Raw genomic sequence first — 17146 nt, 5'->3', positions numbered from 1 at the left:
CCGCCGCGTGACCTCCCGGCAGAGCGCTCGTTCTCTCGGCAACGCGACAGATTCGCTGTCCAGACCGAGAGGCACACCCATGCTTCCTGCGCGCCGCAGACGGACCGCCCTCGCGGCGATCAGCACCGCAGTGCTGATCGGCCTCACCACCGCTGGCCTCACCGTGCCGGCCGCCGCCGAGGACGAGGCGTTCCGCCCGCAACTGGTGACCGTCGACACCCCGATGCGCGAGGACAAGCAGCTCCTGCAGACCCTCGGCCTGGACCTCACCGAGCACGCCGGCCACGACTACGTCGAGGTGGTGCTGCACACCCCGGCCGACCTCACCGCGCTGGTCGGCGCCGGGCTCGACTACGACGTCCGCATCCCCGACCTGGTGGCGCGCGGAGCAGAGATCAACGAGCTCAACGCCGCCTACGCGGCGGCCACCGACACCTCGCCGCTGCCGTCGGGCCGGGACAGCTACCGGACGCTCGAGGACTACAACGCCGACATGACGGCGCTGGAGACCCAGCGGCCCGACCTGGTGAAGCGCTTCGCCCTCCCGCACCGGTCGATGGACGGGCGGGAGATCTTCGGTCTGGAGATCGGCAAGGACGTGACCGGCCCGGACCGTGGGCTGCCCGTGTTCCTCATGCTCGGCGTGCACCACGCCCGGGAGTGGCCCTCCGGTGAGCACGCCATGGAGTTCGCCGTCGATCTGGTGAAGAACTACGGCACCGACCGCCGGATCACCGACCTGGTGGACCGGTCGCGGGTGGTCGTGGTGCCGGTGGTCAACCCCGACGGGTTCGACCTGTCGCGGACCGACGGCGGTGTGATCGACCTGCGCGAGGCCGACCGCGGCGGCACCGCGACGATCCTGGGCACGCCCGGGAACGCCTACAAGCGCAAGAACTGCCGGCTCGTCGACGGCCAGGACACCCCTGACGGCACCTGCCGGGTCGGCAGCCTGACCAGCCCCGGCGGGTATGGCACGGGCGTAGACCTCAACCGCAACTACGGCGGGTACTGGGGCGGTCCCGGGGCATCGGACCTGTTCGCCGACCCGACCTACCGCGGGGCGGCGCCGTTCTCCGAGCCGGAGACGCAGAACATCCGCGAGCTGGTCAGCGGCCGGCACGTGACGACGCTCATCACCAACCACACCTTCTCCAACCTGGTGCTGCGGCCCAACGGCGCGGCCCCGGATCTCGTGCCCGGCAGCGAGGGCATCCCGCTCGGTGACCCGCACGACGAGGCGGAGCTCAAGGCGCTGGGTGACGCGATGGCCGCGCAGAACGGCTACACCAGCCAGCACGCCTGGGAGCTGTACGACACCACCGGCTCCACCGAGGACTGGTCGTACAACGCCACCGGCGGATTCGGCTACACCTTCGAGATCGGCGAGCACGAGTTCCACCCGCCGTTCCCCGAGGTCGTCGACGAGTACCTGGGGGCCGAGGAGTACGCCGGCAAGGGCAACCGCGAGGCCTACCTGGTCGCGCTGGAGAACGCGGTCAACCCGGAGACGCACTCGGTGCTCACCGGCAAGGCCCCCGCCGGCGCGACCCTGCGGCTGAAGAAGACCTTCGCCACGCCCACGTGGGACGGGTCGATCCAGGACACCCTCGACACCACGATGACGGTCGGGCAGAACGGGAAGTTCACCTGGCACGTCAACCCGTCCACCCGGCCGGTGGTCATGGACCGGCAGGTGGAGACGCTCTCCGGCGAGCCGGTGGCGCGGGAGACGTGGACGGGGACGACGGCGCCGCTGCAGTCCGCCGACCGGGAGTTCACGGTCGCCCAGGACGCCGACCTGCTCGAGATCACCCTCGACTGGCCGACGCCGGACGACATGGACCTCGAGGTGTACCGGAAGGCCGCCGACGGGTCGCTGACCCAGGTGGGGAGCTCGGGCAACTTCATCGGGGACAAGGAGCGGGTGCTCCTGCAGGACCCGGAGCAGGGCACCTACGTCCTGCGGGCGATCAACTTCGCCTCGGTGGCCCCGAGCTGGACGCTGACCGCGGCGCTGTTCCAGGCGGAGTCGTCGACGGTGCCCGGGCTGGTCGAGGCGTGGACGCTCACCTGCGAGCGCGACGGCCGCGTCGTCCAGCGGGTGCCGGTGGTCGTCGACCGCGGGCAGCAGCTTCGGGTCGACCTCTCCGCCTGCGGCAGGCGCTGACCGCAGGGTGTGCGGGAGCGGGACGCCGAGCAGACCCGGCGTCCGGCTCCCGTGCCGTCCGGCAGGAGCCGGGGACACCGCGCACCGCGGTGTCCCCGGCTCTTGCCGTCGGCGGGCGCGGAGCCGACGATGAGCCGCCGGACCGCACCCGCTCAGGAGTCAGCGTGATCAGTGCTCTCCTCGACCGCGCCTCGCGGAGCTCTCGCAGCCGGCACCTGGTCGAGACCTTCCCGCTCACCCGGCGGGTCGTCGACCGGTTCGTGGCGGGGGAGACCAGCCGTGACGCGGTCGAGGTCGCGGCCGCTCTCGCCGCGAGCGGCATGCGCGTGAGCATCGACGTTCTGGGCGAGGACGTCGTCGACGGCGGGGGCGCCCGACGGACCGGCCAGGCGTACGTGGACCTCCTGCAGCTGCTGGACGAGCGGGGACTGGCGAGCGGCGCCGACGTCTCGCTCAAGCTCTCCGCCCTGGGGCGGGCGCTGCCCCAGGGAGGCGAGGCCATGGCGGCCGAGCACGCCCACGGCATCTGCGAGGTCGCCGCCAGCGTGGGCAGCACGGTCACCCTCGACATGGAGGACCACACCACGGTCGACTCGACGTTGCGCATCGGCGAGCAGCTCCGCGCGACGTTCCCCTGGGTCGCCACCGTCCTCCAGTCGAACCTGCGGCGGACCGACGGCGACATCGCGGCCGTCGCCGACCCCCCGGCCCGGGTGCGTCTGGTCAAGGGGGCCTACCGCGAGCCCGGGACCGTCGCCCACGAGCGCAAGCGCGACGTCGACCGGGCCTACGCGCGCCAGATCGAGGCGCTCATGGCCTCTGGCTGCCACCCGATGATCGCTACCCACGACCCCGCGATGCTCGAGCACGCACGGGCGAGCGCCGCCCGGCACGGGCGCGCACCGGGCGACTGGGAGGTGCAGATGCTCTTCGGGGTCCGCACCGACCTCCAGCGGCAGGTGCGGGACCGCGGGGACACGATGCGCGTGTACGTCCCGTTCGGGACCGACTGGTACGGCTACCTCATGCGCCGGCTGGCCGAGCGCCCCGCGAACGTCGTCTTCTTCCTCCGCGCCCTCGCCGGTCGCTGACTCTCACGACCCCGTCTCTGGAGCAATCATGGACGCCACCACGACCCCGCCGGCCCCGGTCAACGAACCGCAGCTGACCTACGCACCCGGCACTCGCGAGCGCGAGGCGCTGCTCGCCGAGCTGGCGGAGCAGGAGGCCACCCAACGGACGCTCACCGCGTACGTGGGCGGTTCCTGGCGGGCGGGCGGCGGGAAGGAGACCGTCGTCGTCCAGCCGCACGACCACCGACACGTCCTGGCCACGTTCACGGCCGCCACCCAGGCCGACGCGCAGGCCGCCGTCCGTGCCGCGGTCGACGCCGCACCGGCGTGGCGGGCGATGCCGTTCGACGAGCGCGCCGCGGTCCTCCTGAAGGCCGCCGCCCTGCTGGCCGGTCCCTGGCGGCAACGGCTGAACGCCGCCACCATGCTGGGGCAGTCGAAGACCGCCTTCCAGGCCGAGATCGACTCCGCCTGCGAGCTCGTCGACTTCTGGCGGTTCAACGTCCACTACGCGGCCCGGATCCTCGCCGAGCAGCCCATCGCGAACAGCACGGGCACGTGGAACCGCACGGACCACCGCCCGCTCGAGGGCTTCGTCTACGCGATCACGCCGTTCAACTTCACCGCGATCGCCGGGAACCTCCCGACCGCGCCCGCGCTCATGGGCAACACGGTGCTCTGGAAACCGTCGCCCACGCAGCAGCTCGCCGCCTCGCTGACCATGGAACTGCTCGAGGAGGCCGGCCTGCCGCCGGGGGTCATCAACATGCTCCCCGGCGACGGGCTCGCCGTCTCCGAGGTCGCGCTCGCCTCGCCCGACCTGGCCGGCATCCACTTCACCGGTTCCACGGCCACGTTCCAGCACCTCTGGCGCGAGGTCGGCCGCAACATCGCGGGCTACCGGTCCTACCCCCGCATCGTGGGGGAGACCGGCGGCAAGGACTTCGTGCTGGCGCACGCCTCCGCCGATCCCGACGTCGTCCGCACGGCGCTCATCCGAGGGGCTTTCGAGTACCAGGGGCAGAAGTGCTCGGCCGCCTCGCGCGCCTACGTCGCCCGTTCGCTGTGGAACCGGATGCGGGACGACCTGCTGGGTGAGATCGAGGCGATCCCCATGGGCGACGTCACCGACCTGTCCACCTTCATGGGTGCGGTCATCGACGACCGCGCGTTCGCCCGGCACGAGACCGCTCTCGCCCGTGCCAGGTCGACCGACTCCCTCGACGTCCTCGTGGGCGGCCGGACCGACGATTCGGTCGGCTGGTTCGTCCGGCCGACGATCGTCGAGGGGGTCGACCCGACCGACGAGATGTTCAGCACCGAGTGCTTCGGTCCGATCCTCGCCCTGCACGTCTACGACGACGGCGACTTCGAGACGGTCACCCGCCAGCTGGAGAGCGTGGCGCCCTACGCACTCACCGGCGCCGTCCTGGCACGCGACCGGGCCGCGATCGCGTGGGCGAGCGAGGAGCTGCGGTTCGCCGCCGGCAACTTCTACGTCAACGACAAGCCGACCGGCGCGGTCGTCGGACAGCAGCCCTTCGGCGGCAGCCGGGCGTCCGGCACGAACGACAAGGCCGGAGCCGCGGCCAACCTGATGCGCTGGGTCTCGCCGCGGTCGATCAAGGAGACGTTCGTCCCGCCGAAGGACTACGCCTACCCCCACATGTCCTGATCACGGCCGCGCTGCCGGCGCCTGCGGTGTCACCGCGCGGCGGCGACGGCGGCCTCGACCTCGTCGTACAGCTGCGCCGCCAGCATCAGGCCGAGCTCCGCCTCGGCCTCGAGCACGAGGTAGGCGCCGAAGTCGTCGTCGAGGTCGAGCCACGGCAGGGTCCCGTACGCGCCGGGGTCGGTGATGCGGCCGGTGTCGTCGCGGTCGACCCACCAGCCGAAGCCGTAGCCCGCGCCGGTCATGGTCTCCCCGCCGTACGTCTCCCCGACCCGGTCGGCGTGCATCCGCTCGACCGACTCCGGCTCCAGGACCTGCGTGTCGCCGCACCGCCCCTCGCGCAGGTGCAGAAGGAGCAGCTCGCCGTAGTCGACCGGGTCGATGTACAGCCCACCCTCCATGTGCGGGTTCTCGGTCGGCGCCAGCGTGCCCGGGTCGCCCCCGAACTCGTCCGGGTAGCCCGACAGGCCGTCGCCGATCTGGGCCCAGTGGTTGTTGTAGCCGAGCGACTCGACGCCGCACGGCTCGATGTAGGTCTCCTCGAGCAGCTCCGACCACGGCTTGCCCGAGACCGTCTCGGCCACGGCCCCGGCGATCTGCCACTGCACGCCGCCGTAGCGCCACTCGGTGTCCGGCGCCACGATGTCGGCGTCGTCGTCGGGCGTCGCCCAGGCGGTGCCCGCGCAGTCCTGCATCTTCGCCGTCGGGACGAACTGGCAGATGTAGGGCCCGTAGGTGGGGTTGGGCATGAGCCCCACCAGGCCGGAGCTGCTCGAGAGCAGCTGGGCGACGGTGACCTCGGGGTTGTGCCCCTCCGCCCAGTCGACGTACTCGGCGATCGGCTGATCGAGGTCGAGCACGCCCTGGTCGGCGAGGCGGACGAGCACCCCGGCCGTGACCATCTTCGACGCCGAGGCGACCAGCGACACCCGGTCGGCGTCGACGTCGCCGAAGTACTGCTCGCCCACGATCCCGTCGTCCTTCTCGACGACGACCAGACCGGCGCCGTTCAGGCCGTGCTCGGCGATGAACGCCTCGATGATCGGCTCGACCGCCGAGAAGTCGTACTCGCGCTCCGGGGTCGACGAGGTCTGCGCCGAGTCGTCGGCCTGCGCGGAGTCCTCGCTCGAGCAGCCGGCCACGAGGGATCCGAGCAGTGCGAGAGCCGCGAGCGCGCGCAGGGACTGGGTGCGGGTGGAGGTCACGAGGTCTCTTTCGCTGGGTGGGGGGCCGCGGGAGCGGCCTCACCATGCCAGGAGGACGTCGCCGATGGTGAGTCGCGACTCGCTGCGGGTGAGCGGAGTGCGCCGGCGGCCTCCGGGGCGCGCGAGGGCCGCTACCGGTTCCTCGGGTGCTGCCTGGCGACGCGTTCGTTGCCCCGCTTGTAGTTGCCGGTCAGCCTCGCCATGAGGTGCTGCGGGTCCTCCACCTCGACGTCGGCCAGGAACTTCCGCGCCGCTGCCGAGCGCAGCGTCGTCGCCCGGCGGGCGTGGTGGGTGATGACGACGTCGTCCCCGAGGACCTCGTAGGCGAAGCCTCCCGGCGAGTGCGTCATGGCCTGCATCGTGCCAGCGCCGGCTTCCGGTCTGCCGGAGCGCGCGAGTCCTGTCATCCTCGTCCTCGACTGTGCGAGTCGGGACGCGGGAGGCCGCATGAGCGCGACGGCAGGGCGGGCGAACGACCAGGAGACCCAGGAGCAACGGCGGGGCGGCTTCAGCTCCCGCAGGGTCTTCATCCTGGCGGCGATCGGCTCGGCCGTAGGGCTGGGCAACATCTGGCGCTTCCCCTACGTCGCCTACGAGAACGGCGGGGGCGCCTTCCTGCTGCCCTACCTGGTCGCACTCCTGACCGCGGGCATCCCGTTCCTGCTGCTGGACTACGCGCTCGGGCACCGGCACCGGGGGTCCGCGCCGCTCTCGTTCGCCCGCCTGCGCCGCGGGAGCGAGGGGTTCGGCTGGTGGCAGGTGGGCATCTGCTTCGTCATCGCGGTCTACTACGCCGCGGTGCTGGCCTGGGCGCTGCGCTACACCTTCTTCTCGCTCGACGAAGCCTGGGGCGACGACCCCGACGCCTTCTTCTTCGGCGAGTTCCTCCAGCTCAGCGACGACGTCGAGGTCACCACCGACGTCGTCGCCGGGGTGCTGGTGCCTCTCCTGATCGTCTGGCTGGTCGTGCTGGCGGTCATGGCCCTGGGCGTCCAGCGGGGCATCGGCGCGGTCTCGCTCGTCTTCATCCCCGTGCTGGTGCTCGCCTTCGTCGCGCTCGTCGTGCGGGCGCTGTTCCTGCCGGGGGCGGGCTCCGGACTGGACGCGCTGTTCACACCCGACTGGTCGGCGCTCACCTCGGCCTCGGTCTGGGCCGCCGCATTCGGCCAGATCTTCTTCTCGCTGTCCATCGGCTTCGGCATCATGATCACGTACGCGTCGTACGTCCGCCGCCGGGAGGACATGACCGGCTCCGGTCTCGTCGTCGGCTTCTCGAACTCCAGCTTCGAGCTGCTGGCCGGCATCGGGGTGTTCGCCGCGCTGGGCTTCATGGCCCAGGCCAATGGCGTCGCGGTCGACGAGGTGGCGAGCGACGGGATCGGGCTGGCCTTCATCGCGTTCCCGACGATCATCAGCGAGGCTCCGGGCGGTGCCCTCATCGGCGTCCTGTTCTTCGGGTCCCTGGTCATCGCCGGCATCACCTCGCTGATCAGCGTCATCGAGGTCGTGATCTCCGCCGTCCGCGACAAGCTCGACACCGGCCGGCTCACCGCGACCCTCGCGGTCGTGATCCCGACGGCGGTGCTGAGCCTCGTGCTGTTCAGCACGACGAGCGGCATCTACGTGCTCGACGTCGTCGACCGCTTCGTCAACCAGTACGGCATCCTCGTCGTCGCGCTGATCAGCATGCTGGTCGTCGCCTGGGTGCTCCGGGCCCTGCCCGCCCTTGCCGAGCACCTCAACGTCCACGGCCGGCCACGGCTGGGCACCGGCTGGCGCGTGCTCATCAGCGTCGTCGCCCCGTTGGGGTTGGCCATCGTGCTCGTCTTCGCGTTGCGGGACGACCTCGCCGAGCCCTACGAGGGCTACCCCACCTGGCTGCTGCTGACGTTCGGCTGGCTGATGGTCCTGGCACTGCCGATCGTCGCCTTCGTCCTCGCCCGCCTGCCGTGGCGGGCGGGCACCCACCTGGACGGTCCGCCACCAGGGTCCGATCCGGCCGTGCCGCTGGGTGCGTCTGCGCCGGCGGCCCCTGACACCGGCCACGTCGAAGGAGGTCAGCGATGAGCGCCAGTGCGATCGTCATGATGGTCGTCGCGATGGTGGTGATCTGGGGCGGCCTGGCCACGGCCATCGCGAGCCTGGTGAGCCAGGGCGCCGTCGAGGGACGGTCCGAGAATCGGCCGCCCGGCCGCTGAGCACGGCGGCCCGGGAATGGCCTGCGTCACGCCCGGCTTGCGAGGGGCATGACGACTCTCGGGCTCATCGGCAGCGGACTCATCGGCAGCGGGATCGCGCGCCTGGCGGTCGCGGCCGGCTACGACGTGGTGCTCAGCAACAGCCGCGGGCCGGAGACCCTCGCCGACCTCGTCGCGGAGCTCGGCCCGAACGCTCGGGCGGCGACCCCGGCCGAGGCAGCCGAAGCGGGCGACCTCGTCGTCGTCTCGGTGCCGCTGAAGGCCTACCGCGAGGTTCCCGTGGAGCCGCTGCGCGGCAAGGTCGTCATCGATACCAACAACTACTACGCGCAGCGCGACGGCCAGATCCCGGAGCTCGACGACGAGTCGACGACGGTCAGCGAGCTGCTGCAGGCGCACCTGCCGGAGTCGCGGGTGGTCAAGTGCTTCAACAACGTCCCCGCCGCGGGGATGGTCCCGCTGGCCGAGCCCGCCGGTGACCCCGACCGGTCCGTCCTCGCCATCGCGGGGGACGACGCCGGGGCCAAGGAGACGGTGACCGACTTCCTCGACGCGATCGGCTACGACGCCTACGACGTGGGCCCGCTCGCCGAGGGCTGGCGCTACCAGCGCGACACCAAGGCCTACGCCGTCTTCTCCCAGCCGGGTCGGCCGGTCAAGGAGGACTGGCTGCGCAAGGGGCTCGAGGCGGCCGTCCGCTACCGCGACATGTGAGCGGACGCGGGGTGCCGGTGCCCCCGGCCTACTCCCAGGGCCACCGCTCCTGGGGCCGCAGGACCGCGGCCATGAACTGCCACGCCGCGATCAGGTCCCCCACGAGCGCGACGGTGTCGGCGCCGGCCTCGAGGTCGACGTGCTGGAACGACTCGACCGTCGTCGTGCGGGCGTCCGGGAACGCCCGCTGCAGCCGCCGCAGCTCGGCGTGGGGAACGGTCGGGTCGTCCCGGGCGTGCACGGCGATGATCGGTGCGGAGACGCCGCCGGCGACCGTGACCGGGGAGAGGTCCTCGAGCAGTGCGCGCTGCTCGGCCGGCAACCGCTCGGCGAGGTCGGGGACCTCGGCGGGGTCCTCGGTCGTGACCATCCGGTAGACGGCCAGCGCGGCGGGGCCCAGGCCGGCAGGATCCCGGCGGTCGAGCGCCGCGCGCAGCGGTGCGCGCTCCCGTGCGGGCACCAGGTCGACGGCGGCGGCGTCGAGCACGTCCCGGACCGTGTCCTCGTCCGCCGCCGTCCAGGGATGCTCCTGCCCCTCCACCAGCGACACCCCCGTCGCCGCCGCCTGGACGACGCCCACGAGGTCGGCGTAGGCGCCGAACGAGGCCACCAGGTCGATGCATCCGGCGACCCGCTCGTCGGCGGCGGCGAGCAGAGCCAGCGAGCCGCCGAACGAGAAGCCGAACAGCACCAGCCCGCCGTCCCGCTCGCACAGGTGCTCGGCGATCCGCACGACCCGCTCGACGTCCTCGGTGTCGAGCGTCTGTCCGTACAACGCGAGCTCCGGGACGACGACCTCCCGGTCCGCGCGGGCCAGTGATGTGGCCAGATCGATGACCCGGTCGTCGTCGCGGCCCTCCTCCGCCGCACCCGGGACGACGAGGAGCGGGGGCGCGGCCCGGCCGGGGGAGTAGCGGTCGACCGGCACACCGGCGATCTCGTCGTCGATCCGCTCGACGTCGGGCGCCAGCGGCCGCGGCGGGTCGAAACCGAAGGCCTCGCCGAGCACCGCCGGGGCCTTGGCCGCCGCCCGCCACCCCGGGACGACGGCCACGGCGGCGGCCACGAGGGCCGTGACGAGCAGCAGGGGGAGCACGAGGGTCAGCACCACCTGTGCGACCCGCGGCGCCGCCCTCATCCCGCCATGGTGCCAGCGGACTGAACGACGGCGCCGCTCTTCCGGGTCCGACCGTCTTCACAGCGGAACACGCGGGCGGGATGCTGACGGCCCGCCCCGAGACCAGGACGCAGGCACATGGCAGGACAGCGCCGCGGCCGATTCCTGCTGGCCGTGATCGACGTCGGTGGCACGCTGCCTCCCAACCTGGGTCTGGCGGGCGAGCTCGTGCGGCGGGGACACGACGTCGAGGTGGTCGGCGATCCGATGACGGCGGACTCCGCGCGCGCCGCCGGCTGCGGGTTTACCGCCTGGTCGACGGCGCCGCGCCTCGACACGGTCGCCGACCAGACCGCCATGATCACCGACCTCGAGAGCGGCGGCCCGCTGCGCCAGCTGCGGACCGCTCGCGACCGCGTGCTCCTGGGACCCGCCGGGCGGTTCGCCGACGACGTGGTCGCCGCCGCCAGGGCGCACCGGGTGGACGCCGTGCTGGCCGACACCCTGCCGGGGCTGCTGATCGGCGCCCAGGCGACCGGGTTGCCCACGGCCGCACTCGTGGCGAACGTCTACCCGCGTCCCACGCCGGGGCTGCCGGTGATGATGTCGGGATGGCAGCCCGGTCGGGGTGTCGTGGGTCGGGCCCGCGACGCCGTCGCCCGGCGCGCGGTGCGAGCGGTGACCGACCGGATCGTCCCCGGCGTGAACGCCGTGCTCGCCGCCCAGGAGCTGGCCCCGGTGCGCGATCTGTTCGAGCTGTTCGACCGTTGCCGCGCGGTGCTGGTGATGACCAGCCCCTCGTTCGACTTCCCGGCCCCCGCGATCCCGGCCAACGTCCACTTCGTCGGGCCCCACCTGGGCGATCCGGACTGGGCCCTGGGCGTGGACTGGCGGCCGCCGGGGGACGAGCCCCTCGCGCTGGTCGCGACCAGCTCGATCTACCAGGACCAGGTCGGCCTCCTGCGCCGGGTGGCGGACGCGTTGGGCCGGCTCCCGGTACGGGGGCTGATCACCACAGGCCGGGCGGTCGACCCGGCCGAGATCCCGGCTCCGGGCAACGTGCGGGTGGTCCGGGCAGCCCCGCACCGCGCCGTACTGGCCGAGACGGCCGTGGCCCTCACGCACGCCGGCCACGGCAGCGTCCTCAAGGCGCTGGCCGCCGGTGTGCCCCTGGTCTGCATGCCGATGGGACGGGACCAGAAGGACAACACCGCGCGGGTGCTGCGTCTCGGCGCGGGCGTGCGGGTGCCGCAGGACGCCTCCCCGGAGCGGATAGCGGACGCCGTCCGGGAGGTGCTGGACGATCCCGCCTACGGTGCGGCTGCGCGCCGGTTCGCCGGCACGCTGGCCGAGGAGGCGCGCACGCGACCGAGCGCGGCCGATCGGGCCGAGGCGCTGCTCCTCGGCTGAGCCCCCGGCCGGCCGCTGAGAATCCGGGCCCCGCGCGGTCACTCCTGTCGGATCCCGCTGGTAGACAACGGACCGTCGGCGAGGACGGCCCGCACGGATGGAGGCACCGCAGCATGAGCGCAGGTACCCGAGCGGACGGGCGGGCGAGCACCCCGCACGCCGCCGACAGCCACGACCTGATCCGGGTGGTCGGCGCGCGGCAGAACAACCTCAAGGACGTCAGCGTCGAGCTGCCCAAGCGCAGGCTCACCGTGTTCACCGGCGTCTCCGGGTCCGGCAAGAGCTCCCTGGTCTTCGACACGATCGCCGCCGAGTCCCAGCGGCTGATCAACGAGACCTACAGCGCCTTCCTGCAGGGCTTCATGCCGTCGCTCGCCCGCCCCGAGGTCGACCTGCTCGAAGGGCTCACGACGGCGATCCTCGTCGACCAGGAGCGGATGGGCGCCAACCCCCGCTCCACCGTCGGCACCGCCACCGACGCCAACGCGATGCTCCGCATCCTGTTCAGCCGGCTCGGCAACCCCTACATCGGCCCCCCGACCGCCTTCGCGTTCAACGTGCCGACGCGGAAGGCCAGCGGTGTCATGAGCACCGAGAAGGGCGGCCGGATCGAGAAGAACGTCGTCCGCGAGGCGGTCTACCAGGGCGGGATGTGCCCGAAGTGCGAGGGCATGGGCTCGCTCAACGACTTCGACCTCACCGCGCTCTACGACGAGACCAAGTCCCTCAACGAGGGCGGCCTGATGGTGCCCGGCTACAGCATGGAGGGCTGGTACGGCCGCCTCTTCCAGGGCGTCGGACTGGACCTGGACAAGCCGATCGGGAAGTTCTCCAAGAAGGAGATGCAGGACCTCCTCTACAAGGAGCCGACCAAGATCAAGGTCGAGGGCGTCAACCTCACCTACGAGGGCGTCATCCCGAAGGTCCAGAAGTCGATGCTCTCCAAGGACGTCGAGGCGCTGCAGCCGCACGTCCGGCGCTTCGTGGAGCGCGTGGTCACGTTCACCACCTGCCCCGAGTGCGACGGCAGCCGCCTCAGCGCCGAGGCACGGTCGTCGACGATCGCCGGCAGGAACATCGCCGATGTCTGCGCCATGCAGATCACCGACCTCGCGGACTGGGTCCGGGAGCTCGATGAACCGGCGGTGGCGCCGCTGCTCGCCGGGCTCCAGCACCTCCTCGACTCGTTCGTGGGGATCGGGCTGGGCTACCTCTCCCTCGACCGGCCGGCCGGCACGCTCTCCGGCGGCGAGGCGCAGCGCACGAAGATGATCCGGCACCTCGGCTCGTCGCTCACCGACGTCACCTACGTCTTCGACGAGCCCACGATCGGCCTGCACCCCCACGACATCCAGCGGATGAACGACCTGCTGCTGCGGCTGCGGGACAAGGGCAACACCGTGCTCGTCGTCGAGCACAAGCCCGAGACGATCGCGATCGCCGACCACGTCGTCGACCTCGGGCCGGGCGCCGGCTCCGCGGGTGGCGAGGTGATGTTCGAGGGCACGGTCGACGGGCTGCGGGCCAGTGACACCGTCACCGGCCGCCACCTCGACGACCGGGCGCGGCTCAAGGACCCCGTCCGCACGTCCTCCGGTGCGCTCTCGATCCGCGGCGCGAGCACCCACAACCTCCGGGACGTCGACGTCGACATCCCGCTCGGCGTCCTCGTGGTCCTCACCGGTGTGGCCGGGTCGGGGAAGAGTTCCCTGATCAACGGCTCGGTGGCGGAGCGGGAGGGCGTGGTGATGGTCGACCAGGCGGCCATCCGTGGCTCGCGGCGCAGCAACCCGGCGACCTACACCGGACTCCTGGAGCCGATCCGCAAGGCGTTCGCCAAGGCCAACGGGGTGAAGCCGGCGCTCTTCAGCTCGAACTCCGAGGGCGCCTGCCCCGACTGCAACGGTGCCGGCGTGATCTTCACCGAGCTGGGCGTCATGGCCACGGTCGAATCGACCTGCGAGACGTGCGAGGGCAGGCGCTTCCAGGCGGCGGTGCTCGAGTACACGCTGGGCGGCCGCAACATCGCCGAGGTGCTCGCCATGCCGGTCACCGAGGCCGAGGAGTTCTTCGCCGCGGGCGAGGCGAAGACCCCCGCAGCGCACACCGTCCTCGACCGGCTCGTCGACGTCGGGCTCGGGTACCTCACGCTCGGGCAGCCGCTGAGCACGCTGTCCGGCGGGGAGCGGCAGCGGATCAAGCTGGCCGCGCAGATGGCGGAGAAGGGGGACGTCTACGTCCTCGACGAGCCGACGACCGGGCTGCACCTGGCCGACGTCGAGAACCTGCTCGGCCTGCTCGACCGGCTGGTCGACAGCGGGAAGTCGGTCATCGTCATCGAGCACCACCAGGCGGTCATGGCGCACGCCGACTGGATCATCGACCTCGGCCCCGGCGCCGGCCACGACGGCGGCCGGATCGTCTTCGAGGGCACCCCGGCCGACCTCGTCGCCGCCCGCTCCACGCTCACCGGCCAGCACCTGGCCGACTACGTCGGCGCCTGACGAGGTGCGCCCCGGCCGGGCGCGTCACACCGCGGCGGCGACCGCCGGTGGCGGGAGGTGCTGGGCCCACGGGGCGGCGAGCTCCAGCTGTCGGGCCAGGCGCAGCAACAGGTCCTCGCTGCGCAGCCGGCCGACGAACTGGACGCCCATCGGGAGGCCGCCGGGGGTGCGGTACAGCGGCAGGCTGATCGCCGGGCGGCCGGTGACGTTCGCCAGCTGCGTGTAGGGCACCCACCCGAGGTTCGCCTCCACCATCTGGTCGACGATCCCGATCCGCCGCAGCACCCCGGTCGTCCGCGTGGCCGCTGGATCCGGGCCATCATGACCGGGTGACCACGATCGGGCGAGCCCGCGGAACCGGTGCCCACCCGGTCTCGTTGCGCTGATCATGACCTCGGAGGGCGGGACGCGGCCGACCACGGTCGCCCGGGAGGGCGTGTGGGCGGGCTGGGCGCCCAGCGACCGCATCGCCGTCCCCTTCATCGTCCTGCTGGTGATCCTGGCCAACCTCGTCGGCGTCGCCACCGTCGCCCTGCTGCTCCTCGGCGTCGACGACGGCAGCGGGCAGACCGGGCGGACCCAGGTGCTCTGGTTCGCGGCGGCGTACCTGGTGGTCGCGCTGCCGGTCGCCACGGTCGCCGGGCTCCGCCGCCAGCGGACCACGAACGACTGGCTGATGGCCGGCCGCGAGCCGACCGGGGCGGAGGCTGCCCACGCGCTGCGCCTGCCCCTCGACACCGCGCTCCTCGCCGCCTCGGTCTGGTTCGTCGGGGCGGTGCTGATGGCCGTGGCCTCCGCCATGATCTTCCCGGAGCCGCTGGTCGGACTCCGGGTGGGCGTCGCCGTCACCCTGGGCGGCATCGCCACCGCCGGCGTCACCTACTTGCTCACCGCCCGCGCCGCCCGTGCCGTGACCGCCCGGGCGCTGGCGGCCCACCCACCGGTCGGCACCCTGGTCCTGGGCGTCCGGCCGCGCCTGCTGCTCACGTGGGCGCTGACCAGCGGGGTGCCGCTGCTCGGCGTGGTCCTGCTGTTCCTGGACCCCAGCAACCCCGACGGCCCGGGCGAGTCGGCGGTGGTCTTCCTGGTCGTGGTCGCGCTGCTCGTCGGCGGGCTGGCCACCCTGCTCATCGCCCGCGCCGTCGGGCAGCCGCTGCGCGACCTGCGCCAGGCGGTGCAGCGGGTGGGGGAGGGCGACTACGACGTCGACGTCGTGGTGGACGACGCCGGCGAGATCGGGCTGCTGCAGGAGGGCGTCAACACGATGGCCGCCGGACTCGCCGAGCGGGAGCGGCTGCGGGACCTCTTCGGCAGGCACGTCGGCGCGACCGTGGTCCAGGAGGCGCTGCGCACGGGGGTGAGCCTCGGCGGCGAGGTACGCACGGTCGCCGCGCTGTTCGTCGACATCGCCGGCTCCACCTCGCTGGTCCGCCGCACCGGGCCGGAGCAGATGGTCGGACTGCTCAACCGGTTCTTCGCCGTCGTCGTCGACACCGTCGAGGAGGAGGGCGGGCTGGTCAACAAGTTCGAGGGCGACGCCGCCCTGTGCGTCTTCGGTGCGCCCACCGACCACCCGGATCCCGCGGGGGCGGCACTGCGGGCGGCTCGCCGCATCTGCGCGGCGGTCGCCGAAGCCGGCGAGGTCGACGTCGGCGTGGGGGTGGCGTGCGGCCCGGTGTGGGCGGGCCAGGTCGGGGCGGCCAGCCGGCTGGAGTACACCGTCATCGGCGACCCGGTGAACGAGGCGGCGCGGCTGACCGAGCTGTCCAAGGACCATCCCGGCCGGGCGGTGGCCAGCGAGTCGACCGTGCTCGCCGCGGCGGAGGAGGAGCGCACGCGGTGGGTCCGGGACGTCGAGGTCGAGCTCCGCGGACGCGGCGAGCCGACCACCACCTGGGTGCGCCGGATCGGCTGAGGGGTCCCGGGCTCAGGCGACCCCGGCTCCGTACAGCTACGCCTGCACCGACGACGGCTGCGAGGGGGGACGGTTCGGCTTGCCCGGGTCGTGCGCCTTCACCACGACGAGGACGTCCTCCGGCTGCAGCGTCCCGATGAGCTTGTCGTCGAAGCGCAGCGTCCGGCCCCCGCGGGTCACCGACAGCACGATGTCGCGCAGGTCGCGCGGGCCGAGGCCGACCTCGCTGGCGGTCACCGTCCGCTGGTGCAGATCCAGCCCCTGGCCGCCCGTGACCAGGTCCTCGACCACGGCCACCACCCGGGGGGCGTCGGTGGAGAGGCCGAGCAGCCGGCCCGAGGTCGCCGACGTCGTGATGACGGTGTCGGCGCCGGACTGGCGGAGGAGGTTGGCGTTCTCCTCCTCCCGGACGCTCGTGGTGATGGGCACGCTCGGGTTCAGCTGCCGCACGGTCAGCGTGATCAGGACGGCGGCGTCGTCACGGTTGGCCGCCACGATCACGGCCCGGGCCCGCTCCACCGAGGCCCGCCGCAGCACCTCGGTGCGACCGGCGTCGCCCACGATGCCGGTCAGGCCCATGGAGTTGGCCTCGTCGATGGCCCGCGTCTCGGGGTCGACGACGACGATCTTGTCCGCCGGCGTGCCGCTGGCGATGAGCGAGCGGATGGCGCTACGGCCCTTGGTGCCGTAGCCGCACACGATGACGTGCTGGCGCACGCGGGACCTCCAGCGTCGGATGCGGAATTCCTCCCGCGAGCGCGCCGTCAGCGCCTCGAGGGTCGTCCCGATGAGGACGATCAGGAACATGATCCGCAGGGGCGTGATGAGCACGATGTTGATGAGCCGCGCTTCGTCGGTGACCGGCGTGATGTCGCCGTAGCCGGTCGTGGAGAGGGTGACCGTCGCGTAGTAGGCGGCGTCGAGCAGGGAGATCGGGCCACCCCTGCTGTCCTCGTAGCCGTCCCGGTCGATGTAGACGACGAGGATGACGACGACGAGCACGATGGCGGCGATCACCACCCGCCGCAGCACCTGCCGGACGGGGGACTGCTCGACGTGGGCGATCCGGACCCCGCTGTGCTCGGCGTCGGCGCTCTCCCAGTCGTTCTCCACGGCGCGGACAGTAGTGAGGCGGAGCCGCCTGCGCGCGCAGCCGCCCCGATCGGGT

The 17146-nt window shown here is 72.6% G+C and carries 14 protein-coding genes; 9 read left to right on the top strand and 5 right to left on the bottom strand.

All coding sequences use genetic code 11. From position 1 onward, the window contains the following. Nucleotides 1-79: 79 nt before the first annotated feature. The 3 genes from BN344_RS04765 to pruA all read left to right on the top strand — a co-directional run bounded on the left by BN344_RS04765 (nt 80) and on the right by pruA (nt 4918). Entirely contained in the window at nt 80-2170 is a 2091-nt protein-coding gene (locus BN344_RS04765; RefSeq protein ID WP_040337173.1) for a M14 family zinc carboxypeptidase, read from the top strand. A gap of 164 nt (nt 2171-2334) precedes the next feature. Further along, the gene (locus BN344_RS04760; RefSeq protein WP_040337172.1) at nt 2335-3261 is read left to right on the top strand and encodes a proline dehydrogenase family protein; all 927 of its coding nucleotides are present in this window, start codon (nt 2335-2337) and stop codon (nt 3259-3261) included. Between the two features lie 28 nt (nt 3262-3289). Next, the gene (pruA, locus tag BN344_RS04755) at nt 3290-4918 is read left to right on the top strand and encodes an L-glutamate gamma-semialdehyde dehydrogenase (protein ID WP_040337171.1); all 1629 of its coding nucleotides are present in this window, start codon (nt 3290-3292) and stop codon (nt 4916-4918) included. Between the two features lie 29 nt (nt 4919-4947). Here the strand turns inward: pruA and BN344_RS04750 are convergent, their stop codons facing one another. After that, complete coding sequence (locus BN344_RS04750) at nt 4948-6120, bottom strand: serine hydrolase domain-containing protein (protein ID WP_040337170.1); 1173 nt, start codon at nt 6118-6120, stop codon at nt 4948-4950. A 131-nt stretch (nt 6121-6251) separates the two neighbouring features. Further along, on the bottom strand, nt 6252-6470 hold the full coding sequence (locus BN344_RS04745; RefSeq protein WP_040337169.1) for a hypothetical protein: 219 nt from the start codon (nt 6468-6470) through the stop codon (nt 6252-6254). A gap of 97 nt (nt 6471-6567) precedes the next feature. On the opposite strand from BN344_RS04745, the gene BN344_RS04740 reads away from it, so the two are divergent. The 3 genes from BN344_RS04740 to BN344_RS04735 are packed head-to-tail and all read left to right on the top strand — an operon-like array spanning nt 6568 to nt 9032. Further along, complete coding sequence (locus tag BN344_RS04740) at nt 6568-8187, top strand: sodium-dependent transporter (RefSeq protein ID WP_040337168.1); 1620 nt, start codon at nt 6568-6570, stop codon at nt 8185-8187. Continuing rightward, complete coding sequence (locus tag BN344_RS19415) at nt 8184-8318, top strand: methionine/alanine import family NSS transporter small subunit (protein WP_081788356.1); 135 nt, start codon at nt 8184-8186, stop codon at nt 8316-8318. Before BN344_RS04740 ends, BN344_RS19415 begins: the two co-directional genes overlap by 4 nt. A 48-nt stretch (nt 8319-8366) precedes the next feature. Continuing rightward, on the top strand, nt 8367-9032 hold the full coding sequence (locus BN344_RS04735; protein WP_040337167.1) for an NADPH-dependent F420 reductase: 666 nt from the start codon (nt 8367-8369) through the stop codon (nt 9030-9032). Nucleotides 9033-9060: 28 nt separating this feature from the next. Here BN344_RS04735 and BN344_RS04730 read toward each other — a convergent pair whose 3' ends face one another. Then, complete coding sequence (locus BN344_RS04730) at nt 9061-10170, bottom strand: alpha/beta fold hydrolase (protein ID WP_155858751.1); 1110 nt, start codon at nt 10168-10170, stop codon at nt 9061-9063. Between the two features lie 117 nt (nt 10171-10287). Here BN344_RS04730 and BN344_RS04725 point away from each other — a divergent pair, with 117 nt between their 5' ends. Both BN344_RS04725 and BN344_RS04720 read left to right on the top strand, forming a co-directional pair. Next, nucleotides 10288-11559: a nucleotide disphospho-sugar-binding domain-containing protein gene (locus tag BN344_RS04725; RefSeq protein WP_040337165.1), complete on the top strand. Its 1272-nt coding sequence runs from the start codon at nt 10288-10290 to the stop codon at nt 11557-11559. Between the two features lie 113 nt (nt 11560-11672). Next, entirely contained in the window at nt 11673-14063 is a 2391-nt protein-coding gene (locus tag BN344_RS04720; RefSeq protein WP_040337164.1) for an ATP-binding cassette domain-containing protein, read from the top strand. Nucleotides 14064-14087: 24 nt separating this feature from the next. On the opposite strand, the gene BN344_RS20130 is transcribed toward BN344_RS04720, so the two are convergent. After that, nucleotides 14088-14348, bottom strand: coding sequence for an amidase family protein (locus tag BN344_RS20130; protein ID WP_040337163.1), 261 nt, complete (start codon nt 14346-14348; stop codon nt 14088-14090). Nucleotides 14349-14451: 103 nt separating this feature from the next. On the opposite strand from BN344_RS20130, the gene BN344_RS04710 reads away from it, so the two are divergent. Continuing rightward, complete coding sequence (locus tag BN344_RS04710) at nt 14452-15978, top strand: adenylate/guanylate cyclase domain-containing protein (protein ID WP_081788355.1); 1527 nt, start codon at nt 14452-14454, stop codon at nt 15976-15978. A gap of 36 nt (nt 15979-16014) precedes the next feature. Here BN344_RS04710 and BN344_RS04705 read toward each other — a convergent pair whose 3' ends face one another. Beyond that, nucleotides 16015-17091, bottom strand: coding sequence for a potassium channel family protein (locus tag BN344_RS04705; protein ID WP_081788354.1), 1077 nt, complete (start codon nt 17089-17091; stop codon nt 16015-16017). Nucleotides 17092-17146 lie beyond the last annotated feature (55 nt).

The sequence above is a fragment of the Candidatus Blastococcus massiliensis AP3 genome, from assembly GCF_000582785.1.
GTDB lineage: Bacteria > Actinomycetota > Actinomycetes > Mycobacteriales > Geodermatophilaceae > Blastococcus > Blastococcus massiliensis.
The sequence above is the reverse complement of the archived record's forward strand: the minus strand, read 5'-3'. Positions and strand labels throughout refer to the sequence as shown.